Annotated in this window: 23 protein-coding genes; 11 read left to right on the top strand and 12 right to left on the bottom strand. The window is 44.4% G+C overall.

All coding sequences use genetic code 11. The features are described 5' to 3' along the window. Positions 1 to 72: 72 nt before the first annotated feature. From ACRRSW_RS13330 to pdsO, 3 genes are all read right to left on the bottom strand, one after another. Positions 73 to 693, bottom strand: a complete 621-nt coding sequence (locus ACRRSW_RS13330) for a class GN sortase (RefSeq protein WP_432459581.1) — start codon at positions 691 to 693, stop codon at positions 73 to 75. Positions 694 to 757: 64 nt separating this feature from the next. After that, complete coding sequence (locus ACRRSW_RS13335; RefSeq protein WP_432452733.1) at positions 758 to 2,956, bottom strand: marine proteobacterial sortase target protein; 2,199 nt, start codon at positions 2,954 to 2,956, stop codon at positions 758 to 760. 20 nt (positions 2,957 to 2,976) lie between these two features. After that, entirely contained in the window at positions 2,977 to 3,720 is a 744-nt protein-coding gene (pdsO, locus tag ACRRSW_RS13340) for a sortase-associated OmpA-like protein PdsO (RefSeq protein ID WP_432452732.1), read from the bottom strand. A 222-nt stretch (positions 3,721 to 3,942) separates the two neighbouring features. Between pdsO and pdsR the strand changes: the two genes are divergently transcribed. From pdsR to ACRRSW_RS13355, 3 genes are all read left to right on the top strand, one after another. Continuing rightward, positions 3,943 to 4,635 (top strand): proteobacterial dedicated sortase system response regulator, encoded by a 693-nt coding sequence (gene pdsR / locus ACRRSW_RS13345; RefSeq protein WP_432452731.1) that lies wholly within the window; start codon positions 3,943 to 3,945, stop codon positions 4,633 to 4,635. Continuing rightward, a complete protein-coding gene (gene pdsS, locus ACRRSW_RS13350) occupies positions 4,635 to 6,797 on the top strand; it encodes a proteobacterial dedicated sortase system histidine kinase (RefSeq protein ID WP_432452730.1) in 2,163 nt (720 codons plus the stop codon). Before pdsR ends, pdsS begins: the two co-directional genes overlap by 1 nt. Positions 6,798 to 6,900: 103 nt before the next feature. Further along, complete coding sequence (locus tag ACRRSW_RS13355) at positions 6,901 to 7,674, top strand: substrate-binding periplasmic protein (protein WP_432452729.1); 774 nt, start codon at positions 6,901 to 6,903, stop codon at positions 7,672 to 7,674. Here ACRRSW_RS13355 and ACRRSW_RS13360 read toward each other — a convergent pair. From ACRRSW_RS13360 to pspA, 7 genes are all read right to left on the bottom strand, one after another. Further along, on the bottom strand, positions 7,667 to 8,620 hold the full coding sequence (locus ACRRSW_RS13360) for a DUF808 domain-containing protein (RefSeq protein ID WP_432452728.1): 954 nt from the start codon (positions 8,618 to 8,620) through the stop codon (positions 7,667 to 7,669). The genes ACRRSW_RS13355 and ACRRSW_RS13360 overlap by 8 nt on opposite strands. Positions 8,621 to 8,758: 138 nt before the next feature. Beyond that, positions 8,759 to 9,937, bottom strand: a complete 1,179-nt coding sequence (locus tag ACRRSW_RS13365) for a cystathionine beta-lyase (protein WP_432452727.1) — start codon at positions 9,935 to 9,937, stop codon at positions 8,759 to 8,761. A gap of 220 nt (positions 9,938 to 10,157) precedes the next feature. Continuing rightward, the gene (leuB, locus tag ACRRSW_RS13370; protein WP_432459582.1) at positions 10,158 to 11,264 is read right to left on the bottom strand and encodes a 3-isopropylmalate dehydrogenase; all 1,107 of its coding nucleotides are present in this window, start codon (positions 11,262 to 11,264) and stop codon (positions 10,158 to 10,160) included. Between the two features lie 111 nt (positions 11,265 to 11,375). Then, positions 11,376 to 12,848 (bottom strand): TyrR/PhhR family helix-turn-helix DNA-binding protein, encoded by a 1,473-nt coding sequence (locus ACRRSW_RS13375; protein WP_432459583.1) that lies wholly within the window; start codon positions 12,846 to 12,848, stop codon positions 11,376 to 11,378. Between the two features lie 474 nt (positions 12,849 to 13,322). Beyond that, the gene (pspC, locus tag ACRRSW_RS13380) at positions 13,323 to 13,697 is read right to left on the bottom strand and encodes an envelope stress response membrane protein PspC (RefSeq protein ID WP_432452724.1); all 375 of its coding nucleotides are present in this window, start codon (positions 13,695 to 13,697) and stop codon (positions 13,323 to 13,325) included. Then, entirely contained in the window at positions 13,697 to 13,921 is a 225-nt protein-coding gene (gene pspB / locus ACRRSW_RS13385; RefSeq protein ID WP_432452723.1) for an envelope stress response membrane protein PspB, read from the bottom strand. Before pspB ends, pspC begins: the two co-directional genes overlap by 1 nt. Positions 13,922 to 13,932: 11 nt before the next feature. Further along, positions 13,933 to 14,595 (bottom strand): phage shock protein PspA, encoded by a 663-nt coding sequence (gene pspA / locus ACRRSW_RS13390; RefSeq protein ID WP_432452722.1) that lies wholly within the window; start codon positions 14,593 to 14,595, stop codon positions 13,933 to 13,935. Between the two features lie 154 nt (positions 14,596 to 14,749). On the opposite strand from pspA, the gene pspF reads away from it, so the two are divergent. The 6 genes from pspF (at position 14,750) to ACRRSW_RS13420 (ending at position 21,041) form a co-directional block, all read left to right on the top strand. Continuing rightward, positions 14,750 to 15,730: a phage shock protein operon transcriptional activator gene (gene pspF, locus ACRRSW_RS13395; RefSeq protein ID WP_432459584.1), complete on the top strand. Its 981-nt coding sequence runs from the start codon at positions 14,750 to 14,752 to the stop codon at positions 15,728 to 15,730. Positions 15,731 to 15,802: 72 nt separating this feature from the next. Then, entirely contained in the window at positions 15,803 to 17,401 is a 1,599-nt protein-coding gene (locus tag ACRRSW_RS13400) for an ABC transporter substrate-binding protein (protein ID WP_432459585.1), read from the top strand. A 3-nt stretch (positions 17,402 to 17,404) separates the two neighbouring features. After that, positions 17,405 to 18,370, top strand: coding sequence for an ABC transporter permease (locus ACRRSW_RS13405; protein WP_432452719.1), 966 nt, complete (start codon positions 17,405 to 17,407; stop codon positions 18,368 to 18,370). Beyond that, entirely contained in the window at positions 18,357 to 19,244 is an 888-nt protein-coding gene (locus ACRRSW_RS13410; protein ID WP_432452718.1) for an ABC transporter permease subunit, read from the top strand. Before ACRRSW_RS13405 ends, ACRRSW_RS13410 begins: the two co-directional genes overlap by 14 nt. Beyond that, on the top strand, positions 19,244 to 20,254 hold the full coding sequence (locus ACRRSW_RS13415) for a peptide ABC transporter ATP-binding protein (RefSeq protein WP_432452717.1): 1,011 nt from the start codon (positions 19,244 to 19,246) through the stop codon (positions 20,252 to 20,254). The genes ACRRSW_RS13410 and ACRRSW_RS13415 overlap by 1 nt, the downstream gene beginning before the upstream one ends. Then, positions 20,247 to 21,041 carry a peptide ABC transporter ATP-binding protein gene (locus ACRRSW_RS13420; RefSeq protein WP_432452716.1) on the top strand — a complete coding sequence of 265 codons (795 nt, stop codon included), beginning with the start codon at positions 20,247 to 20,249 and terminating at the stop codon, positions 21,039 to 21,041. The genes ACRRSW_RS13415 and ACRRSW_RS13420 overlap by 8 nt, the downstream gene beginning before the upstream one ends. A 39-nt stretch (positions 21,042 to 21,080) precedes the next feature. Here ACRRSW_RS13420 and ACRRSW_RS13425 read toward each other — a convergent pair whose 3' ends face one another. Beyond that, positions 21,081 to 21,944 (bottom strand): PEP-CTERM/exosortase system-associated acyltransferase, encoded by an 864-nt coding sequence (locus tag ACRRSW_RS13425; protein WP_432459586.1) that lies wholly within the window; start codon positions 21,942 to 21,944, stop codon positions 21,081 to 21,083. Between the two features lie 324 nt (positions 21,945 to 22,268). Then, positions 22,269 to 23,255: a catabolite repressor/activator gene (cra, locus tag ACRRSW_RS13430; RefSeq protein WP_432452714.1), complete on the bottom strand. Its 987-nt coding sequence runs from the start codon at positions 23,253 to 23,255 to the stop codon at positions 22,269 to 22,271. A gap of 256 nt (positions 23,256 to 23,511) precedes the next feature. On the opposite strand from cra, the gene fruB reads away from it, so the two are divergent. Continuing rightward, a complete protein-coding gene (fruB, locus tag ACRRSW_RS13435) occupies positions 23,512 to 24,651 on the top strand; it encodes a fused PTS fructose transporter subunit IIA/HPr protein (RefSeq protein ID WP_432452713.1) in 1,140 nt (379 codons plus the stop codon). A 1-nt stretch (position 24,652) separates the two neighbouring features. Beyond that, positions 24,653 to 25,594: a 1-phosphofructokinase gene (gene pfkB, locus ACRRSW_RS13440; RefSeq protein ID WP_432452712.1), complete on the top strand. Its 942-nt coding sequence runs from the start codon at positions 24,653 to 24,655 to the stop codon at positions 25,592 to 25,594. Positions 25,595 to 25,605 lie beyond the last annotated feature (11 nt).

Genomic DNA, 25,605 nt, shown 5'->3' on the forward strand with positions numbered 1-25,605 from the left:
CAGCAAAACAAAATGGCCGATGATTGACAATAAACCCAGCAACGGATTGTCAGAAAACATCGAATATTCTGACTATATTACCCGAGGCTTATGTACCAATAAGGCTTCCACAATATATCGCTGCTGGGCTCCACCACTTAATTGGTTAAAGGGATAACAAGTAATCAAGGTGAGGCGGTTATCGTCACTTGGTGCCATAAACTGAGTCGCGGATTGATCGACGATCTGAGTATTCATCACTTGATAAAGCAAGGTTTCGCCATGACTCGCTTCAATCTGCAACAAATCCCCCTTATTCACCGCAGCTAAATTTGCAAAATGAGTATCTCGATGCCCAGCGATCACGGTATTGCCCACCTCCCCAATCTTCGCACCACTCAGAACTAAGCCAGGGCCAAAAGCGAGCGTGCGCCCAGATGCCCCCGCCAACACATAAACGGAATCCACTTGATGCTTAAAATTTATGCTCTCTTGTTTGGTCACGAAGCTAAGCTTACCCACCGGATAAGTATCGGCCCACTGCCAAGGTTTGTGCGGTTGCTGATCAACTAAAGTATGCTGCCATGCCTGCGCAATCAACAGCTGTGCAAGATAAGCTTTGGCCTGAATATACAAACCGTGGCTCAACACCAGAACACCGAATAGAAATAAACTACATGGTAACGGATGTTTGGCTAAGAAACTTAAGATCATAACTTGCTCCCCATACTGTCAACTCCCTCTAACAAAACCAGCCAAAGAGAGCTGACTCATTAAGCTAAATCAAGGCGGAAGTTCGCACTGCGGCTGCACGACGATGATTAAAGTATCCCCATCCCCAGGCACCAAGCAGCAAGCTTAGCCCAAATAAAATATCTAGCCGACTGCCCGTCGCGGTTTGAGGCAATACGCCATTCGATTGCCATCCCTTCGGCATCCCACCATCTATCGGTTTGTCGACCGCACGAAGCGTTGCAGGTTTCACCGGACTAATATCTACCGCCACCAAGCTAGTTTGCGAACTAACGAGATGATATTTCATCGCCAGTGCTAATACTTGCTGATCAACGCGTTGCTCGTTAGCACCGTTTTTACTCAGCTCTAAGGCCGATATTTGCTGCCTCGCCCAAAGCAAATCTAAACCTGCAACCTGTTTATTGCTCTTTAAATTCACATTTTGTTGCCATTGTTGTGTGCCAAATTTACCGCTGACCCAAACTTGTGAATGTCGACCATGCGCCTGTTTAATACTTAACATTAAAGGTTGCCCCGAATACAAATCAGGAATATTCGTGGGCCAATAATCGGGGACGGTGCCATCATCATATCTCAGCTGAATGTCACTCAATACCGGATGAGCTATCTGTTCAAACAAGGCTATTACTTTTTGTTCCACTTCGCTCTGCTTACCAATGTAGGTAAATGTGCCTTTACCTAATTCGGCAGCCCGCTGCATAAAATGTGAATTAGGCGCGGAGCCTATCCCAATGGTAAATAGGCGATTCGCACCAAGCTGCAGCCGAATTAATTCAAATAGCTGCACTTCGTTACTCACTGCACCATCGGTAATAAATATAACTTGGCGTAAAGAGCCATTTTTTTGGCCTTCGTTGTGGCTCAGAGCAGCCTGAAGTGCACTAAACATTTCGGTACCGCCGTCTGCGCTTAAACTTGCAATAAAGCCTTTAGCGGCTTGTAAATTACCTTTATTTGCCACCAAGGAGTGCGCCGAAAATTGCCGATAATCCGAGTTAAATTCGATGATATTAAAGGAATCATCAGGCTCTAAACCATCCAATGCATATTGTAGCGCTTGGCGAGCCTGAGTCATCGACTGCCCCGACATCGATCCTGAAGTATCAATCACTAAGATCAGTTCTCTTGGCAAGTCTAACTGATCCACTTTAGCCCCTTGAGGCGGCATTAACATCAACAAAACATAGTCATCTCGATTACTGGTTTGAGCCTTTTGGTGACTTTGCCCCTGCTGCACATAAATGGCCGCTTCTGGCCGCAGACCGACTTGAGGGCGAAACTTCAGCACAAAATCTTGATTCGCATCACTAGAAAGCAAGTCAATATCAACACTGCCATCCTTGCGCGGATGACTGGCAATTGGATGATACAAACTAGTGAGTTGCGCTAAGTCAAAACCACTGTCGAGATGGACCTTCAATTTAACTGGTAGAGGCTTTGCTCCTATCGAAGTATATTGAGCAATACTGTGCTCTACTAAACGATAGGCGCTATTGTGATACGAATTTATCGCGTTCAATCCACTGAAATGCTCAGCAGACCAAGCGCCTGAGTGCTCCGCCCTTGGTTCCACATCTGGAGGCTGGATAAGCGCCATCGATTTACGAAAAATAAGCGGCGTATAACGCGGATTAACCAGCATCGGAAACCGCAGACTAAATTCACCATTTAGATAATCCAAACGCTGTTGATAAGTGATTCTCACCTGCAATCGCTGGTGAGGACCGAGGTTGGCGATGGCGGTATTAAATACATTCGGCCTTAACTGGCTAACCAAACTTGCCCGTTTACCTTGCCGCTTAGCCACTTCAAAAGTGCGTAGTGCTTGCTGTTTGGCCTGAACCTGCCCCTCAATCACCCGATCCCCTACCACTAACTGAAGCTGATCAACCGCCGCCTCATTAGGTAGCGGAAAAAGGTACTGACCGTTAATCCACTGCTCACTCTCATTCATAAAAGTTTGAGTCAGAGTCACTCGATTGGTCAGACCCGAGACCGTCATCGAGACGTCACTATGCAGTGGTAAACTGCGTTGAGCTTGACCATTTTGATCGATATAGCGTAGTTGTCCTAAACCTAAAGGATCTTGCGGCGTCGTCAGGCTTTGATTAGCGACTACCGCACAGGGTGACAATAACGCAGCCCCGAATGCGAGAACCACAGCACCAAAGTTAAAGGGGGAACCCCAGCCTCGGCGACAGCGGATTAATTGCTGGTCCATTTGCTATCTCCTAAACGCAATTACTGGGCGGCTAACATGCCACGCTGAGCACTAAGTTTGAGAGTGACTCGGCGGTCAAAAAAGTTGTTTTCTACACTGGGCTCGGCCAGCAATGGAGAACGATCACCAAAGGCTTGCGAATTCAGTCGTTGCTCAGCAATCCCTTGATGAATTAAATAGGCGCGAACCTCAGCTAAACGTTGTTCCGACAGCGCTTGGTTATAACGAGAATCGCCTTGACGATCGGCATAGCCAGTTAAGTTCAACTTCAGCTCTGGCGCGAGAGACATGGTATAAACCACATCATCTAATTGCTGTTTAAAATGCGGTTCGATCACCGATGAACCGGTTTTAAATTGCACATTCAGACCTAATTCAAGTTCTGACATCTTTTCTTGATGGGCGTTTTTAAGTTGCTCCAACTGAGCATTAACTCTGGCATGCTGCGCCGCTAATGTCTGGTATTGCTCAGTCTGTTCACTCAACTGAGCCAACTGCTGCTGTTGCTCACTTAACTGCTGCTGTTGACTGGCAAGTGCCTCTTCGTCAGCCACCGATTTACCAATAAACACCCCTGTAAAACCGCCAATAAAGGCGCCAATCGGGCCACCAATAATCGCACCAACAGCAGCGCCAGAACCTAAACCGATCATTTCCGTTTTCGCATCACGTTCACTCAGTTGCGGACTAGGCTCAGCCGCATAACTCAATGAAGAAAGGCTTAAGCTGGTCACTAAGGCGAGACTAATAACTGACTTGTTCATAATTAATATCCTTGTTCAATGGTTTCATTCACGAGGTTTGAAAAGCTCAAACCGTTTCGATGGATCCATTAAACAATAAACAAATGGCATTCACGGGCCGCAAAAATGGCAGTACGCTTATCAATTGTGGCAATAAAATGGCAATTCACTTAAGCCCCGCAAACTTGCTTAAAAATGAGGTATAGTTCACCTGAGTCAATCACTTAGAAGATCCATGCCCCTATGAAACGCATTGCCATCGTAGAAGATGAAGCGGCTATCCGCGAAAACTACAAAGACGTCCTACAGCAACAAGGCTATAGCGTCCAAGCCTATGCAAATCGCCCTAGCGCTCTGGCAGCCTTTAACACCCGCTTACCCGATTTAGCGATTATTGATATTGGCCTAGAGGATGAGATTGACGGCGGTTTTTCGTTGTGTCAGTCGCTGCGTGCGATGTCTAGCAGCTTACCGATTATTTTTCTAACGGCCCGTGACAGCGACTTCGACACCGTTTGTGGCTTGCGCTTAGGGGCCGACGATTACCTCACTAAAGACATTAGTTTTCCGCACTTAGTAGCACGCATCGCCGCCCTCTTTCGCCGCTCAGAATTACTGGCGGCCCCCCCTGTAGAAGATAACTTACTACAACGAGGCCCCTTAGCCATCGACGGCAACCGGATGCAAGTTTTATGGAATCAACACACGATTGAACTAACCGTCACCGAGTTTTGGATGGTACATGCCCTCGCCAAACGCCCTGGGCATGTGCGTAGTCGTCAGGACTTGATGAGCGAGGCGAAAATTTTTGTCGATGACAGTACCATTACTTCCCATGTTAAACGGATCCGCAAGAAGTTTTTAGCCAGCGACCCCAATTTCGAATGCATCGATACGGTCTATGGCATGGGTTACCGCTGGGATAGCCTCGCCTAATGCTGCCGGTATTACCTTTAGGCTTGCGAGCCAAGGTCACTTTTTTATCATTATTTTTGCTCTGCCTGCCTTGGTTGGGTTATCAATACGTCTGGGAAATGGAGAAATACTTACGTTTAGGCCAAGAAAAAACCCTCGAAGGGACGACCCAAGCCTTAGCGACCGCCTTACACGAACGCCCCAAATTATTTGACAGCCAAGCCAGCTTTTTAAGCCAAGTAGAGAAAGGACGCGATCTCTATGCTTATCCATTGGCGGGCCCGATCCTATTAGATGGTAAATTAAGTGATTGGCAAGACTACCAGCATCGAATGCTCACTTACGGCAAAGAACATGTGATTTACCAAGCCGATCCCGATGCACCGATCAACAGTCAATTTACTCACATGGTAGGCAAGTTTGGCCGCTATCTTTATGCCAGTTTTGAAGTCACAGATCCCGATGTGGTGTATCGCGGCAAAAATACCCTGCGCATCGATAATAACGATCATCTGGCGATCGCAACTTTGGCTCCTGACGGTAATTTTCGCCGCTATATTGTGGCCACCACCGAAGACGGTTGGATCAATGCCTTCGAGCTACCGCTCGATCCCAAGCTAAACACCCCCGTCAAACCTGAGATAAAGATCCAAGGACAGTGGCTAAGCACCAAGCAAGGCTATAACATAGAATTACGGATCCCGCTGAAGATGGTGGGCAGTAAACTTGGCTTTGCGATTTATAACGTGAATCGCCAAGCCAAACGAAAACTGATCTCTATTATTGGCACCTCAGCAATTGATAGTGTCGACCAACTCGGTACTGTGTTAGTCCCTTCGCCTGAAATTGAAAGCATTATTAAAGGCATGAGCCATAATAGCTCGCGTATTTGGGTGGTTGACAAACACGGTCGTGTATTGGCTAAATCTGGTGATATTCGCAATACCCAAAGTATTTGGGCGCGTAGTCTCAATCATAAATCCAAAACAAATTGGTGGAACCAGCTGATGCAACAATATCTGTATCCGCTGTACTACAAAATACTCACCAAACCGCCGCAAGACTTTGTTGACTCCTTGCAGGACTCAACCGAACTTAGGGGCAGCCATATTCAGCAAGCCTTGAATGGTAAACCCGGTTCAACTTGGCGGCTCACGCCCGATGGCCGTGCGGTTGTGTTGGCTGCCGCGAGTCCGATTTGGATCGACGACAAGGTTATGGGGGTGGTCATTGCCGAGGAAACCACCAACGGTATTCGAACGCTGCGTAATCATGCCCTCGAACGACTATTCAATATTATTCTGATTGTGATGTCGGTGGGTACATTGTCGCTATTTATTTTCGCTTCGAGTATTTCAAATCGGATCCGGAAGTTACGCGACCAAGCCGAACAGGCCATCGATAGTCAAGGTAGAGTGAGCGCACCACTGCGAGGCTCCAAAGATAAGGATGAAATCGGCGATTTATCCCGTAGTTTTGCCAATGTGGTTAGCCGTTTAAGCCAATATACTCATTATTTGGAAAATATGTCTTCTCGGCTGTCTCACGAACTGCGCACACCGGTCGCCGTCGTGCGCTCTTCATTAGAACATCTCGGTTTACAACGCCTCGACCGGGACGCTCAAAAATATGTCGACCGGGCTCAAGAAGGTGTCAATCGCTTAAATATGATCTTAAATAATATGAGCGAAGCGACTCGACTTGAACAGAGCCTATCGCAAGCAGAACGCTGTTCTTTTCCACTCACGAAGGTGATATCGGGCTGCATGCAGGGCTACCAATACACTTATCCTGAACAAGTCTTCGACTGTGATATTTGCACTGATGACTTAAACATCATTGGAGTTCCTGAATATATAGCCCAATTAATGGACAAATTGGTCGCCAACGCAATGGAGTTTAGCCTGCCCAATAAAGCCATTCAGGTGAGCTTTCAACGAGACAATAAAGACGCAGTATTACTTATTAGTAATCATGGCCCGACTCTGCCAGACAACATGGTAGAACAAATTTTTGAATCAATGGTGTCAATTCGCAGCCAACAAGCGCAACAAAAACCCCACTTAGGCTTGGGTTTATATATCGCACGTCTAGTCTGTGAATTTCACAAAGGTAAGATCTCAGCTCGTAATTTCAGTGACAACAGCGGTGTTGAATTTTGCGTCAGGTTGCCACTGATCTAATTAAATATTGAGTGGGCAGTTCACAAACTGATATTTAAGGGAAAAGCATAAGTCAGCTTCGCTCACTATACTTGGACTATCCAACTGTAGTGAGCGTATCATCATGCGGCTTTCCCAATATTTATTTCTATTGCTTGTTTCTCTTTCTCCGGCGCTTACCTCAGCAGCAACGCCTACTCTCTCCTATATCACTGAAGAAGCCTTTCCGTTTAATTATACCGATGAGCGTGGTCAACTTCAGGGTATTTCGGTAGAACTATTAAGGCTGACATGGCAAGTCATGGGCGAGCCCGAACAAGAAATTAGAGTGATGCCTTGGGCGAGAGCCTATTATCTGATGACCCAAAAACCAGATATTGTACTATTTTCTACCGCCCGAACCAGCAAACGTGAACCTTATTTTAAATGGGCTTGTCCAATCGATAGGATTAAAGTGGTCATCTTCGGGCCCAAAAATACGGCAATAAAAATAAGCCATTTAAATCAATTCAAAAGCAGCATGATTGCTGCAATGCGCACTGATGTAGGAGAGCAACTGTTGCTCAATCACAGCTTTGACGACCACAATATCAAGCTAACCAATAACTACCGACAATTAATACGGCTGTTATTATCGAAACGGGTCGAGTACATTTCGGGCGTAGAAACCATTATTCGCCAAGCCGCAATTGAAAATCAACTGCCACTAGACGCTTATGAGGTGAAATGGCTACTCCAAGACGTGCCTCTTTGTTATGCCTTTAATCGTACGATTAGCGATCACTTTATAGAGCGCTTTCAAACCGCCTTACTCAAAATTTTGGACAGCCCTCGTTACTCGGAGATCCTAAAGAAATATCAATCTTTGCGAGCACCAAGCAAGCATTTACCTAAGTAGTGACTCGTCCTATCAAACGTTTAGCTGTCATACATCCCAACATAATGACTGCTCCAGCAACCACCCCAACTAGAGCGTTAAGCAATACTGGCACACTATATTTCAGTAATAGTAGGAAACCTTTTGCCGAAGCAAAGTAATGACTTATCTGATGCGCTAAGTCCGCGAACAACGGGATACCATGCACTAATATACCGCCACCAACCAAAAACATGGCAGCGGTGCCAACAATGACTAACAGCTTCATTAAGCGCGGTGCAAACCCTAATAGGGCACGGGCAAAAGCTCGCAGTATAAAACCACGATGATGAACTTCTGCATATTTCAACAAATATAGACCCGCATCATCAAGCTTCACGATACCTGCAACCAAGCCATACACGCCCGCAGTCATCATCACCGCAATCCCCGAAACGACGATTGTTTGAGTAAGCAGTTCCGCACCGTTCACCGTGCCCAAAGCGATCACGATAATTTCCGCCGATAAAATAAAATCAGTACGGATCGCACCTCGTATTTTTTCTTTTTCAAAAGCGACGAGGTCAATGGCCGGATCCGAGTTTGCCCGTATACGCTGCTGCCGATGCGCATCTTGCTCTGGTCCCGTTTGCTCAAACAAGGCATGAGATACTTTTTCAAAACCTTCAAAACAAAGGAATAAACCGCCTAACATTAACAGCCAAGTGATTGCCACAGGTAAAAATACACTCAACAACAAGGCCAAAGGAACCAAAATTAACTTGTTGAGCAAAGAGCCCTTAGCGACCGCCCATACTACAGGTAACTCACGATCAGCGTTAACCCCGGAAACCTGTTGAGCATTTAGGGCTAAATCATCACCTAACACACCCGCCGTTTTCTTTGCCGCCACTTTGGTCATCAGCGCCACATCATCTAATACCGCGGCGATATCATCGAGTAAGGCAATTAAACTTAAACCAGCCATGCAGACCCTTATTGTGATGGGAAACACCCATTTCCATTATTACTTTAAGAGCTAGAGTGCCAATCGCTCCTTCGCTGGCATTGCTCAGAGGCTTACAAAAATAGGCGCTTTATCCCGATTGGTATAAGTCCGCAGCGCTTAAAGTTCAGCCTTAAATCTCGCCAAACCCGCCGCTAAATCGGCGAGCAAATCAGCCGTATCTTCTAGCCCAATGTGCACCCGAATCAGAGTACCGGTTGCCTGCCACTGAGTCGCAGTGCGCAGTTTATCAACCCCGTTTACGCCCATGATCAAGCTTTCGTAGCCGCCCCATGAGTAGCCCATTTTAAAATGCTGCATGCCATCAAGTAAGGCAGTTAAAGCCTGTGAATTTCCCCCTTTCATCACAAAAGAAAATAGACCACAAGAACCTTGAAAATCCCGCTTGAAAAATTCATGCCCGGGACAACTGGCTAAAGCAGGGTGACGAACGTGATCCACATCATCATGTAGCATCAACCAATGAGCGACTTCTAAGGCGTTTTTTTGATGCTGAGCTAAACGTACGCCAAGGGTACGTATGCCTCGCATTGCCAAATAAATATCATCCGGCGAGGTACATTGACCCAATAAGTAAGAGTTTTCGCGAAGTTGATCCCAACAGCGTTTATTGGCAGTTGCCGTCCCCAACATCACATCGGAATGGCCAACAATGTATTTAGTCGCAGCCTGAATAGAAATGTCGATATCAAACTCAAAGGGGCTAAAATTAAGTGGTGAAGCCCAAGTATTATCGAGCATCACCACAATATCGTGATTTGCTTGTCGCGCAGCAGCGACAATCGCTGGCGCATCTTGTACTTCCATGGTTAAGGAACCAGGAGACTCGAGGAAAATCACTTTGGTATTGGCTTGGATAAGATCACTGATGCCAGCGCCGATCAAAGGGTCATAATAAGTGGTACTAATGCCATAACGTTTTAACAGCATGTCACATAAATTACGAGTCGGCTCGTAGGCGGTATCCACCATCAGTAGATGATCACCCTGCTGCAAAAATGACAACAGTGCCCCACTAATGGCAGCGGTACCACAAGGATACAAGGCACAACCCTCGCCACCTTCAATTTGATTCATCGCTTCTTGGAAAGCAAAGTGGGTTTGAGTACCACGGCGGCCATAAAATAAAGTTTTATCATGGCGATTAGCCGTTGCCAACTTCATTTCTTTAACACTGTTAAATACCACGGTAGAGGCACGCGAGACCGGCGGATTGACTAAACCTTGGGTCCACTTCTTATCACGACCCGCACTAATTAATGTTGTTTGTTTTTTCATTTGTTTAAGTCCAGATTAACCCCAATGCCACCCATTTGATAAACACTTAAGCCGAAGGCACTTGAGTAAAGCAAGCGATTGATTGCTATCGCTGCAGTTCCAATTGCTAAGCGCATCATCAAGCTAGCATTCATTTTTAGCAAGGTAAATAGGGGATGATTACCTTAGGTAGCAGCAACAAAAAACCAGCCCGTAGGCTGGCTTTATTAAGACTGACTCATTAACCTCGAGAGGTTTTATTTAACTCAGCGACAACCATGTCACCAAAAGCATCGGTATCAATTAATTTGGCATCATCACCTTTCGCGAGATCCGGCGTGCCATAACCATTGGCAAATACCGATTTCATCGCATGCCACAGGTTTTTCGCTTCTTGTTCCATACCAAAGCTCATCTCTAACATCAGCGCAACCGAGCCAATCATGGAGTAAGGGTTGGCTATATTTTTACCCGCGATATCAGGAGCACTGCCATGAGAAGGCTCATAATAAGACTTCTCAGGTCCCATACAAGCTGAAGGCATCAAACCTAAAGAACCCAAGATCCCACCACCTTGGTCACTTAAGATGTCACCAAACATGTTTTCCATCACCATCACATCAAACTGGCCTGGATTTAAACATAAGTAAGTCGCCGCAGCGTCAACCAAAATATGTTTAACTTCAACATCGGGGTAATCCACCGCTACTTCTTCTAAAATTTCGTTCCACAATACGCTAGATTTTAAAACATTACTTTTGTGAATATTATGCAGTACTTTCTTACGACGTTGGGCGGTCTCAAAACCAACTTTTAAAATGTCACGAATTTGGTCTTCATCATACTCAAGCACTTCACGCACATAGCGTTTACCACTCTCATCTTTACCCATTTCTTTTTCGCCGAAATACAAACCACCCACCAATTCGCGAATGATCATGATATCGATACCCTCACCAATCACTTCTGGTTTCAATGGTGAGAAATGCGCTAATTCTTTGGGTAGATATACAGGGCGGAAGTTCGCATAAGTATTGTAACGTCGACGCAAAGGTAACAAAGCGCCCCGCTCGGGTTGCTCATCTACCGGAATTTTTTTAGAATCTTCGTGATTTAAACCAATCGTACCTTTAAGAATCGCATCCGCCTCATCACAGATGGCCATGGTCTCTTCAGGGAAAGATTTACCCGTTTCAAAATAAGCGACGGCACCAAATAAGGCTTCATTAAGTTCAAATGCGACTTCAGGGTTACGCGCTTCAACAGCTTTAAGTACTTTGACCGCTTGTTTCATTACTTCTGGGCCGATACCGTCACCAGCCAATAAGGCGATCTTATAGGTCTTCATTATGTTTGCGTCTCCATTGCTCTAATTTATATTTTTGCTTGCCGCATCATAGCAAAACCAGCGCAAGGGTAAACCTAAGAACGCGCTTTTTCACCGTCAAAGCAGCATCAGCTAGCTGTCAAAATCGGATTTATTACGAATATTATGTTCTCGAAGTTTATTGGCTATCGCGGTATGAGATAAACCCAACTTCTTCGCCAGTAAACGCGAACTTGGATGTTGCGGATAATGGTAACTCAGCAGCAAATGTTCAAATTGGCCCATCGCTGAATGATAATCTTGTTGCAACAGACTTTCGATATTCACACTGTCCACTACTTTTTCATGATGGTATTTAATATCATTCACTTGCCAGTGTTTAATATTACCGAAGTCGAGTGAATCTTGTAAAACCTGATAAAGTTGCGGAATGTTGCCCGGCCAACTCAGAGAACTTAAATAGCGCTTTACCTCTCGCGTTAGCGGAGGAGAAACTTCCTGATGTTTTGCATACTGAAAGTCTAACCAGGATTGACTTAAGGGGACAATATCTTCTTTTCGTTGCCGAAGCGGAGGCACACATATGCTATTTTTGATCAACGTATAATAACGATCGCCGCCCCATAACGCCGCCAGTTGTTCTGGCGTATAACGACTAGTAAACAAGAGGTGTTTAATCCCAAGTTGAGGTGCGGACAGCGCGCTAATCGCATCTTCAACCTCAACACTTTTTAAGTCTTCAATATTACTTAACAATACCGTATGCGGCCGTTCGGCAGCAATTTCTGCCAACTGTTCCAACAAACTATATTGCTGATCTTGACAATTGAATGCATAAAGACCTTGATCACAGCCCATCGAGAGCTCGTTCAGTAAACGGCCAAAAAATCGTTTTCCTACGCCCGCTTCGCCGAATAATAAGGTTGGCATCGGATGCTCAACCAGACGTTTGATACCGCTTAAGACAAGATTGGTTTCATCGCTGCTCGCAACCAAGCGACCTTCGCTAATTCCCAATTCAAGCTGAGATAAGTCAAAACTTGACTCTAGCCAATGCGCCGATTTAAACAGCATAATCGCGCCAGGAAGGTGAGAAAATAATACCGTTTCAGACAGCGGAATGATGTCAGCCATATAAACTCGACCACTCAGCTGAACTTCCACTAACTCACGTTTTCCAGAACCGCCACCGAACCAACGTTGTACACTAAAACCTCGTAAAAATCGGCCTACATCACTGTTTGTTAGAGACTGCGTGGAATCTGGGCAGGATTGTTCAAATGCCTGATTAAACTGTCGGATCTGACCTACCTTATCGATCAAGACCACCGGATAAGGCACATTGTCTAACAAAATTTGTACTTCTTTATGCTCAATTTCCGAAGGTAAAGCTGAAACAATACGCGCATCGGAAACGCCATTCACATAACGAAACTCACTCAGTAGTTGTTGCGTAAGAGAGAGTTCCATTTCAGCTAAATGTAAAAACAAATGGCCACTATCAACACTTTGCATAGCTTTTAGCGCCAATCCATGTTTTACCAATACTGTTAATACGGCACTAAAAACTGAGGTACTTTGCTCACAATTAAGTTCTATGCGCATAAAACGCCTACTACATCACCCCGTGGTTTGATACATTGACTGAGGCTCAAAAAAAAGCCACCTTCGTATTGTATTGCTTTCTGCTTAAACATCCGCGTTAACTGCAAAAAAGCTCTCCTATTCCTTAGTGACTTCAACATACTATTCGACTTAATGCGCTTATATGTGTTTAGTCTAACCAAAAAAGCTAGCTTAACCAAAGTGTCATTTGCTAATGAATTGGGTTAATTTGAGGCGTAAGCAATTTACTGCTCCAATATCGGTTAGATCAAGCGCTGAGGGCAACATTAATTCCAAGAGGGTGATTGCGCAATGGTTATTTGTGAATAACGATCGCCAATAAATGTAAGCTGTAATGAGGTGAGAGTCGAAAGGCTTGATGCCATCCCCAACGACTTCACCTAGGCCAGAATCATAACTACTGCCTGAAGCCATATCCATGGCACAGTCAACTGAATATTCATGTAATTCGAATTACAAATCCTTAAACTGACTATGGAGGTCAAAGTTACGAGCAGTAACCATTTTTTCAACTTTACGTAAGCGTTGCTCAAATCCATCAAATTGAGAGTCGAGTTCTTTTAAGGCTTGACTTGGCGTTTCGCCACGTTGCCATACTTTCGATTTTACGGTGACCTCATCGTTAACTTTGGCGTCGACAGGCTGCTTGTCCAAAAATAGCCAAGCCGCGCCATATACAATTAAAAATAACCCAAAATTGGTAATCGCCAAGGTCACTGCGATGATTCGAATTAACCAAGTTTCAGCGCCTAGGCTATGTGCCAATCCAGCACAAACACCCGCAACTTTGCCTTTAACTGGATCGCGATAAAAAGGTCGTTCAAACATTAGCGGTCCCTCCAGTGCGGCACTCGCTCATCAAGAATACTTTCTAATGCGCTAATACGAGACGACATTTCTTTCGCACGTGCCGCTATCGCATTCAGTTGCTCTCGCTCTTGTTCACTAATGCCGTGTTCCAGCTGACGTTTACTTTTATAATGCAAAATCAACCATAAGGGAGCAACTATCGCCATAAATAGTATTAACGGTGTGACTAATACAGTAAGCATACCCTCTCCCATTATTTAGCCAATTTTGCTTTTAGTTTAGCTAACTCATCGGCAATTTCCGCATCAGCGCTCAACTCAGCAAACTGCTTCGCTAAGTCTTGATTCCCCTCATCCGTGCCTAACACTTCCGCTTTAGCTTCTAGTTGATCGATTTTAGCCTGAAACTGCTCAAACTTCTCACGAGTTTTTAAGGCGCGATCGTTATCTAATTGTTGTCGAACCGCATGACGATTTTTTACCGTGGTTTGACGAGCTATCAATCCCGCTTGTCGATTACGAGATTCAAGCAATTTAAGTTCTAACTGCTCAATTTCTTGCTGTAGTTGTATTAAGCTATCATCCACTAAACCGAGCTCGTGTTGCTGAACCTTGATTGACTCTTGTAAATGTTTCTTTTCCACCAAAGCTAAACGGGCCAAATCTTCACGCTCGCGACTTAAAGCTAATTCAGCTTTCGCTTGCCAGTCGTCCATTTGCAACGCCAAATGTTCGATTTTTCGAAGCAATTGTTTTTTATCAGCCAAAACCTTTGCGGTACTTGCGCGTACTTCTACCAAAGTATCTTCCATTTCCTGGATGATAAGACGCAACATTTTTTGTGGATCTTCAGCCTTATCTAACATTGCACTAATATTGGCATTAATGATATCGGCTAATCGAGTGAACATACCCATGGGAATTCCTTATTCAGTAAAATTGGTCTATTGTTCTCTATCAAGACTCATACCAATAATTTAAACCATTGATATTAAAGGGTATAATCTATAGGTGACAGAAGTGACGACCAAAGATATAGTTAAATTAACCAACTATTAGTGAGAATAACCAATGGAAAGCCCCAGTTTACTCGGAAATAGTCCTAGTTTTTTGGAAGTACTCGACCGAGTGTCATTACTGGCGCCACTGAATCGTCCGGTATTGGTCATCGGCGAAAGAGGAACGGGTAAAGAACTAATTGCCGCTCGTCTTCATTACCTGTCGGAACGCTGGGATAAACAATATCTAGGTTTAAACTGCGCCAGCCTCAATCCCAATTTAATCGAATCAGAACTATTTGGTCATCAAGCGGGGGCATTTACCGGTGCCACTCAGCAACGCCAAGGACGATTTGAACAAGCCAACCATGGAACGCTATTGTTAGATGAATTGGCGAATATGCCGATGGAAGTACAAGAAAAACTACTGAGAACTATCGAGTCAAACCAAATCGAGCGAGTTGGTGGCAATAAAAGCATCAACATCGACGTACGTTTAGTCTGCGCCACAAATCAAGATCTGCCCACCCTCGCCCAACAAGGACAATTTCGAGCCGACCTGTTAGACCGATTATCTTTTGCAGTCATCACTCTGCCTCCCTTACGCCATCGACCTGAAGACATTCTGCTACTGGCCAACTATTTTGCTTTAAAAATGACCCGTGAACTAAATCTACAATCTAAACCTCGATTCAGCCAAGCAGCGCAACTCAAACTGGAACAATATCATTGGCCTGGAAACATCCGCGAGCTAAAAAATGTGGTGGAACGAGCGGTGGTTGAAAATGGAGATCCCAAAGACTTAATTAACGACATAAACTTTGACGCTTTCGCGTCTCCTTGGCGTCCCAAGCAAGCTCCCCAAGCAACTCTAGAGGACAGTCACGACAGCACTGGATTTTACCAACAAGTCGCGACCTTCGAAAAAAAATTAATTACTCAAACGCTTAAGAAAAATCATTTTAAACAAACGCTTACTGCCAAATCGCTACAAATAAGCTACCATCAGCTAAGAGGATTAATTAAAAAGCATCAAATTAATACTCAAGCTTAGGTCTATCATTGGTTGAGATAAGCAGATGGTTAATGGTAAATTATCCCGCGGTTATCAGGATATCAGCTTTACATGAATGCATTTTTATACGGCACAATGATGTGCCTAAGCTTGCTGCTAGTCGGTTGTGAGCAACAACAAGACGTTAAAAAGCTAGGTTTAGTTTATTGTACCGAAACCGCACCTCGTACTTTTAACCCCCAACTCGAAAGCTCTATCAATGCGATTGCGGTCACTTCGCGGCATTTATACGACCGTTTAGTTGAAATTAATCCAATCACCCAACAATTGATCGGCGGGGTCGCCAGTAGCTGGCAAATTAGTGAAGATGGTCTGCACTATCGTTTCGATCTTAGGCAGGGGATCCATTTTCATCAAACCAAGTACTTCTCGCCAAGCAGAACGCTTAATGCCGATGATGTGATGTTAAGTTTTCAGCGAATTCTGGATCCCGATCACCCCTTATATAAACTGGTGCACGGTGACTATCCATTCTTCAATAATATTGGTTTCGCAAATAATATTCGTCAACTCCATAAGCTTTCGCAAAGCACGGTCGAGTTTGTTTTAAAAAAACCTGATGCTGCTTTTCTCGCCAGCTTAGCCAGTGACTATGCGGTGATACTATCCGCAGAATACGCTGATCACCTGCGACAACAGAATCAGTTAGCCTTAATCGACCAGCAACCAATCGGCAGTGGGCCTTTCTATTTCGCCAATCAGCGCAAAGATCACTTTATTCGTTATTATCGCCATTGGCGACATTGGCGAGGTGCCCCACCGATGCAGCAGTTGGTATTTGATATTACTCCAAGCTCATCGGTCCGTTTAGCAAAATTACTCACCGGACAGTGTGACATTATGGCGCAACCTGCCGCCAACCAGTTGCAAGTATTGAAACAACGCGATGACTTATTAGTTTCGGTACAAGCAGGGCTGAATGTCTCTTATCTGGCCTTTAATACCCAAAAACCGCCCTTTGCCGATGTGCGGATCAGACGCGACGTGGCAGGTTTAATTGATAAACAGCGTATTGTTGATTCCGTTTACTTAAATACCGCTGAGATTGCACATGGGCTACTTTCGCCTTCTTCTTGGGCTTATCGACGTGAAGCCCATTCACCCGCCCAAAATAACTTGGTTTATCCTTATGTGGAAAAAGCCAAACAAACCGCGATAGAGTTTTGGGTTTTAAATCAAGCCAAGAGTTATAATCCTCAACCCCGTAAAACAGCTGAACTGATCCGTAATGACCTGATCAGCGATGGGTACCAAGTCAATGTGCGTTTGATGGATTGGCAGGTGTTACGACGCCACCTACTCGCCGGACAAGCAAATTACGACCTACTGTTAGTTGGCTGGTCTAGCGATAACAGTGACCCCGACGACTTTTTTAGGCAACAATTTTCTTGTGATGCAATAGAACAAGGTTATAACTATAGCCGTTGGTGTAATGGTCAAATTGAAAGCTTAATAGAAGATGCAATCCGTTCACCGCGTTTAATTAACAGATTAAAAAACTATTACAAAATTCAAGAGATCATCGAACAAGACGTTCCAGTACTGCCCTTAACTCACGCCTTAAAGATGTATTCATACAGTGATACTCTTGGTGGTATCACTTGGAATCCATACGGTGGTGTGTCGTTTAACAACGCATACAGGAAGTAAGCCATGCTACGCTATTTAATACGACGAATTAATCTATTTATAATCACCTTTTTAATTATTAATTTAATTGCTTTTATGTTCCAACATAGTCAGTCACTGGCGAGTCCAGCCGAAGCCAAAAGCATTCAGCAATTCAGCCAATTTGTTTGGCATAATCTGAACGGTGACTTTGGCATATCGAGAGTCACTGGGAAGCCTGTTTTTGATCAATTGATTATTTTTCTACCCGCCACTTTAGAGTTATGTTTTACCGCCTTTATTCTGGCATTTCTAATCGGCATTCCTTTAGGAACCTTAGCTGGTATTTTCCATCAGCACTGGATCAGAAACGTCATTCTTAGCCTCACGATGATTGGCTACAGTATTCCGGTTTTTTGGTTAGCACTGTTATTAGTGATGAATTCTTCACTATTACTCGGATGGTTTCCTGTCTCAGGACGTTATGACCTGCTACTAGAGATCCCTCAAGTTACCGGATTTGGCATTATCGACGTATTCTGGTTACCACAACAGGCCCGCTGGCCAGCATTAATGAGTGTAATAAGTCACCTAATTTTGCCAACTTTAGTATTAGCAGTCGTACCAACCACCGAAGTCATCCGCCAACTCTCAAATTCGATGGCGAAAGTCATGAATGAAAACTACATAAAAGCTGCAGCGACCAAAGGTTTGTCCAAGAGTCAAATTGTGATCCGCCATGCGCTGCATAATGCTTTACCGCCCATTTTACCCAGTTTAGGTTTACAATTTGGTAATGTACTCACCATGGCAATGGTATTAGAAGTGGTGTTTGCCTGGCCGGGGATTGGCCGTTGGCTAATATCAAGCATCTACCAGCAAGATTATGCGGTGATCCAAGGCGGCATGTTAGCCATATCGACTCTCGTTATTGGCACTTTTGTTCTCACCGACTTATTTACCGTCTTGATCCACCCGCTTCGCCGAAGAGAAGTGTATGCTCAGCACTAACGTATTTTCTGAAACTACGGTTTCCAGCGCTCTACAAAGGGTTCTTAGTCGATTTCGTGATAATTCAATTGCGATGATTGGCTTTTGGGTATTCTTGATTTATATGGTCATCGCCTTGTTTGGTCCACTGCTCGCTCCCTATGCGTTGGACTTCCAGGGAGATAATCTAATGCAACCCCCGTCATGGAATCCAAGTGGCCATGTTGATAACTTTTTTGGGACCGATGATTTAGGTAGAGATGTATTTAGCCGACTCATTTACGGTTGTCAGCTTACCTTTGGCGGCGGATTATTGGTCGTCTGCTTCGCCGCATTTATCGGCATTCCATTAGGGGTATTTTCTGGCATGAGCCGCGGTGTAAAATCCAGTATATTACACCACTTAATGGACACCGCTTTATCCATACCCTCACTGTTAATCGCCATTATGGTGGTATCGTTCTTAGGGCCTGGATTACAAAATACTCTAATTGCGATTACCTTAGCTCAAATTCCGCAATTTATTCGTTTCACCTACATCGTTGTCTCAGCCGAGATCCAAAAGGAATACATCACAGCAATTCGTTTGGATGGTGCCACCCACTACCGGATCTTAAAAAACGGCGTGCTACCTAACATCGCCGATGCCATAGTATTTCAAATCAACCGTAGCTTTTCGTCTTCACTGATTGATATTACCGCCTTGGGATTTATTGGCATTGGCGCGCAAGCGCCCCTTCCTGAATGGGGAGCAATGCTCGGTAACAGTCATGATTTGTTATTTTCAGCCCCTTGGACTGTAACCTTACCAGGATTTGTAATCATGAGCAGTATTCTAAGCGTTAACTTGGTTGGGGAAGGCTTGCGTAAAGCGATGCTCGAGGGAGTCGATTAATGGCATTATTAGACATTAGAAATCTGACGATTGAAATTGATACTCCCGCAGGAATCGTAAAAGCAGTGGATCGAGTCAACTTAACCATTGCCGAGGGAGAGATCAAAGCTTTAGTTGGCGAATCCGGCTCAGGGAAAAGTCTGATTGCCAAGGCTTTACTTGGTGTGACCAAACCCAATTGGAAGATCAAGGCTGACCGGATGCACTTGGGCGATATCGACCTGTTATCGCTCAGTGCCCGCCAACGCAGAAAAGTACTCGGCAATGATATTGCAATGATTTTCCAAGAACCGAGCTCCTGCTTAGACCCTTCGGAAGAAGTCGGCAAACAGATCGAAGAAGCCATCCCTTGCCATAATATCAAAGGCGGCTTTTGGCGTCGTTTTCAATGGCGTAAAAAACAAGCGCACGCGCTACTCCATAAAGTGGGCGTAAAAGACCACCATAAAGTAATGCGTAGCTATCCTTACGAATTATCCGACGGCTTATGTCAAAAAGTGATGATAGCCATGGCCATTGCAGGTCAACCAAAACTACTGGTAGCAGACGAGCCTACCACCTCGATGGAAATTACCACCGCCAGCCAGATCCTGCGTTTACTCGACAAGCTCAATAAATTGAATAACACCGCGATTTTATTGATCAGTCATGATTTAACTACCTTAGCTGGCTTAGCCGATACCATTAGTGTGATTTATTGTGGCCAAATCGTTGAAGTGGGCAGCGCAGAGCAAGTTACCAATGATACTCGGCATCATTATACCTCGGCGTTATTAAACTCTGCGCCAAAATTTGACCATCCCTTCGAACACAAGAGCTTTTTACCTGGCTTACCAGGGTCGATCCCTGCGCTACAGCACCTGCCGATTGGTTGCCGACTTGGCCCTCGATGCCCTAAAGCACAACGAGAGTGTGTGATTCAACCTAAGTTGAAAAAGGTTAAAGGTCATCTATTTGCTTGCCACTACCCACTGAACATGGAACCAAAGGTCGTCTCTGATAATGGATAAATCAAAAATGGGGAACTTATTACAAGTTCGTCACTTATCACAACATGTTTATGTTCACAAAGGTTGGCTTAGTCGACAACGAGTATCTGCTATCGACGACATTAGCTTCGGCTTAAATATGGGCGAGAGTTTGGCGATTATTGGTGAAGCTGGCTCAGGAAAATCAAGCCTTGCCAAGGTATTGACCGGTATCAATAAACCGAGTCAAGGAGATATATTCATTCAGGGCGAAGCACTACAATTTGGTGATTATACACGTCGCTGTCGCTTAATTCGGATGATTTTTCAGGATCCCAGCAGCTCACTCAATCCACGTTCAAATATAGGACGCATTTTGTCCGCCCCCTTAAGCTTAAATACCGAGCTTTCGGCTCAAGAGCAGCAACAAAAAGTAATGGCGACACTCCGATTAGTTGGGCTATTGGAAGAACATGCCGAATTCTATCCTAATATGTTATCCAGTGGGCAGAAGCAACGGGTTGGACTCGCAAGGGCTCTAATACTCAACCCTAAAATCATCGTGATTGACGAAAGCATTGCCGCACTTGATGTTTCAGTTCGCGCCCAAATAATCAACCTATTATTGGGCTTACAACGCCGTTTTGCTATCAGCTACATCTTTGTTTCAAACGACTTAGGCCTTGTACGCCACTTTAGTGACAAGGTACTGGTCATGCAACAAGGAAAAGCCGTTGAATTTAAAGACACCGAAGATTTTTTCACCCATCCAGAGCATGAATTAAGCCAACGCCTGCTGTCGGCCTACCAAGATGCAATTCGCAAGTAAATCTTGGGCAGGTCTATAAAGCTCGGTCAGGGACTCACACTAGCGGTCGTTACGAAATAAAAGCCTTTCTTGAGCATCCATAATCCTTGTCATAGAAAGAGATTGCAGGACTTCTCTTTCAATCATGTCCATTAGAGGCTGGAGAGTAATTGGCAAGTCACTCCGTATCTTTTCCGCGGTAATATAATACGGCGCGCGCTGGCCATGGTATTCAACCACAGGTCCTATCTGTTGAAATTTAATGCCAAGTAAAGCCGTACTTCGAGCAAGACGAGGCTCCATCATGACATAAGCGTGCCGAACATGTTGTTGCTCAGCTAACACTGTTGCCGCTAAATACATGCTAGCCGTGATAAAAGGAAAACAACGTAATTCTTCTTCATACAATTCAGCAACGTTAATCCCGCCAATAGCTGAATCTTGAAACTTATCAGCCTTACGACGTCTAAAGGTTGAACGTAAGGCTAACCTTGATATTTCACAGATGTCTGCTCGGTCAAAGTTATCAGGATGCAACTCTTCATCTGTAATGGCACCTCGACAATACTTTTCTAGTGGTAACAATTGTGAACCAGAAGGGGCCACGACTCTCACCGTACTTGCATAACTATTGGAAGACAAATGACGAACTAAACAGTAATCAGAATATTCATCAAATTCGTCTCGCTCTTGCTTTAAGGCATTGACCGGCTCAAAATTTAGTTCCTCACAGTAAACATCATGACGCAAACGATAAACTTGGTGCACATCTTCATCATTCAGCGCCACCATCGGCTTAAAGTAATTTTCGTAATGCCTGGCTATCTCAACGGCTTTTTTCTTCGCCATTTGCCGAGTCGCATTATTGCTGGGTAAACCGACGACTTTTCCTTTTATACTGGTCGCTAATATATTTTCTTTCAATGGCTAAATCCTTACTCCATTAAGTGATTTATGGTTTAAATAATTCAAACGCTTAGACATTGATACTACCTTACTTAATTGATGTATAGTTTTTTTTGACAACCAATAGGCTCAACTCAAATCGCTTCATCAATTGTTAAAAAACATAATAAATTGAATTTAATGTCAAGATAGGAACATCTGGTGAAGCACAGCCAATCTTTTAAAATGACTTTCCGGTGCTAACTTGAATCAAAAGAAAAAGGAACCGCTATTCGTCAACTAATCGACAACATCGCTTAATTGGAGTAACGGCTGGGGCGCAAATGAGAAAGGAGTGTTGGACTAGCTGCGTTTAACTAACTTGCGAGGAACGACTTCCACACCAGTTTGGTATTTCCCGCTGACCGCAGCAAAAGCCAGATATAAGATCTTTTCTGCAATGAGTTCGAGTTGTTGCGGCAACGATTGCACGCTAATGGTTAACATATCAAGTAAGGCGTGGTCACCAAAAGTCGCTAACTTAACCTTACTCGACAGCTCTGGATGGCTCACTAATACGTCCATCACACCTTCAAATAAAATATAAGACGTTGTCACAATACCTTCCGGTAATTGACCCTCTGCTAACCAACGATTAATAATGCTTCGGCCCTGTTCTCTGCTAAAACGATCACCATAACAGATCTGACTATCAACCTGAGGCTCGCTCTTAGTAATGGCAGCCAGAAAGCCCTGTTCCCGCTCTTTAGAAACGATTAAATCATACGATGCAGCCACTAAACCAACACTGTGACATCCTAATTCAATCAACGACCGAGTTAACGCTGCAGCACCGTCAAAATCTTCACTAATCACACTACAAAAGTGTTCATCGTTGAACATCCGGTCAACAGCAATAACTGGGACCCCTTGATTTTGTACGCTTAAGTAAAAATCATCAGAAGCGGGTAAACAGCTTGCGACAATCAGCACATCAATTCGCCGTCCAATCAAACTGCTCACCACAAGCCGTTCGTTATCTGCACTATCATCGCTACAACAAATAATAAAATGATAGCCTTGCTTTCGGGCATCTCGTTCAAGCAACTTAGCGAGTTTAGCGTAACTGCTGTTTTCCAAGTCAGGAACAATTAAACCGAAGGTTTTACTCGCCCCCCCTCTGAGTAGGCTCGCGGCATGGTTAGGCTGATAATCATGTTGCCGAACAATATCAAGTACCCGTTGTTGTGTCTTTAAACTAATCCGGTACTTATCTGCCTTACCATTAATGACGTAACTCGCCGTCGTTTTGGATACCCCTGCCAACGAAGCTATTTCATCTAGTTTCACACGTTTACCCTTTACCAATTTGCGAATAAAAAAGGATCGAGCGTGATCTTGATCTCTTTTTGTTAACAAATACTTTGAGAATAATTGCAACTCTAGCTGAATCGATTCAGTATGTCACCATTAGTTTGAATATAGCTCAATTAGCCAGTTCAAACTTTTTTTTAAAACAATGGGCTGAATCGGTTCAGCTGATTAGCTTGCTAACCTATACTAAGTAGACTAACTAGTAAGTACCAAGATCATAGGAGTGATTCTGATGTTAACGCTTTCCCTAGAAAATATATGCCTTAATCAACAGGCGCAAGATAAGCAAGCAGCGATAAAAAAAATCGCAGCTGCGCTACAAGCAGAAGGCTTTATTCAAGCCAAATATGTCGAAGGCATGTTACAACGTGAGCAAGTTAACTCTACTTATTTAGGTAATGGTATTGCCATTCCGCATGGCACCACCGATACCCGTGACCAAGTCATCCAAACTGGTGTCTCGGTGCATCACTTTCCCGAAGGTGTTGACTGGGGGGATGGCAACATCGTTTATTTGGCTATTGGTATTGCCGCTAAGTCAGGTGAACACCTGATGATCCTAAAGCAGCTTACCAAAGTGCTTTCGGTGGATGGGGCAGAAGAGCTAATCAAGAATGCTAAAGACAGTAGCACCATTATGAATCTAATTAATGGTGATACCCAGTTAGAAATTGAATTTGATGCCTCACTCATCTTAGAAGATTTTCCAGTCCAAAGTATGGTACAGCTCAATGCCGTTGCCGCCGGCACTCTTAAAAATAAAGATTTATTAAACCAACAAGGTATTGCGACTAGCCTTGAACAAGCAGCGACCTACTTAGGTAACGGATATTGGCTGAACTGTGTTGCCAAAGGAGCGTTACGCAGTGGTATATGTGTCATCAAGGTACAAGAGCAATTCCAACATCATAATAAACCAGTAAATGGCTTAATCATGATCAGCGCCGCCAATGCCTGCTATCTACCAGCACTCAAATTTTTAGGTCAACAAGTCTATCAAGATCAATTAGCTGCTGTCGCAAAACTAAGTAAAGTCGAGCTCATCACCAGCCTTACCGAAAATAAACTTGCCGGAGCCAATCCAGCGCAAAGTGATGGAAATGTTGCGATATTCCAAATCGTTAACCCACACGGTTTACACGCTCGTCCCGGCGCGTTACTCGTGGCAGAAGCAAAAAAATTCAAATCCAATATCACGGTGGTGAACGTCGATAGCGAAGCGCCAGCAGTCAATGCTAAAAGTCTAATGAAAGTAATGACCCTTGGCGTTAAATATCAAAGTAAATTGCAGTTCACTGCCGAAGGTGAAGATGCTCAAGAAGCATTAAAAGCCATCGGCGAAGCTATCGCGGCAGGCTTAGGAGAACTCTAAAATGAGTCAAGCTAAAGCAGTGTTATGTATCACCCTTAACCCAGCATTAGACCTGACGGGTTCATTAGAGAACATGACCGTCGGCAGTGTCAATAATGTCACTGAAGCAAATCTGCACCCTGCGGGTAAAGGCGTAAATGTAGCGAAAGTACTTGCAGACCTAGGCGCACAAGTCTGTGTTAGCGGATTTTTAGGGAAAGATAATGCCGCAGCTTTCGAATGCTTATTCGAACAAAGCCAGATCCGCGACGAGTTTATTCGAGTCGCCGGTGAAACGCGTACCAATGTTAAAATGGTTGAAGCAAGTGGCCAAGTCACAGACTTAAACTTTCCAGGTTTTAGTGTGGATGCAGCTGATCTATTAGCTTTTGAGCAATCACTTGAGCAACTATGTGAACAATATTCTCATGTAGTATTTGCGGGAAGTTTAGCCAAGGGCATAGAACTCAGCGATTTTGAAGCGTGGATTAATCTCGCCAAAAGCAAGGGATGTACGGTGTTAATTGATACCTCAGGGGCTGCACTGAATACAGCCATTGCCACCGCTCCCAACATGGTAAAACCAAACCAAGATGAGTTAGAAGACTGGTGTGGAACAGCATTAAACAGTATTGATAAACTAAAAGAAAAAGGCCAAGAACTTGCTGATTTAGGGATTGAGCACGTGCTTATTTCTCGCGGCGAACATGGCTCATTATGGCTAAACCAAAACCACTGGATGCAAGCCACTCCTCCATCAATGAATGTAGTCAGTACCGTAGGAGCAGGCGATACTTTTGTTGCCAGTTTCTGCTGGGGCTTACTCAATCAATCCAGCGCGAAAGAATTACTTCGCTTCGCCAGTGCCATGTCGTCTCTCGCGGTCAGTCAAACGAACGTTGGTTTGCCTAGCCAAGAAGCATTGGACTCGGTTCTGCAACAAACTACTATTACGCAAATGTAAACAGACCAAGG

Origin of the sequence: Agarivorans sp. QJM3NY_25, assembly GCF_050870875.2 — a bacterium.
Lineage (GTDB): Bacteria > Pseudomonadota > Gammaproteobacteria > Enterobacterales > Celerinatantimonadaceae > Agarivorans.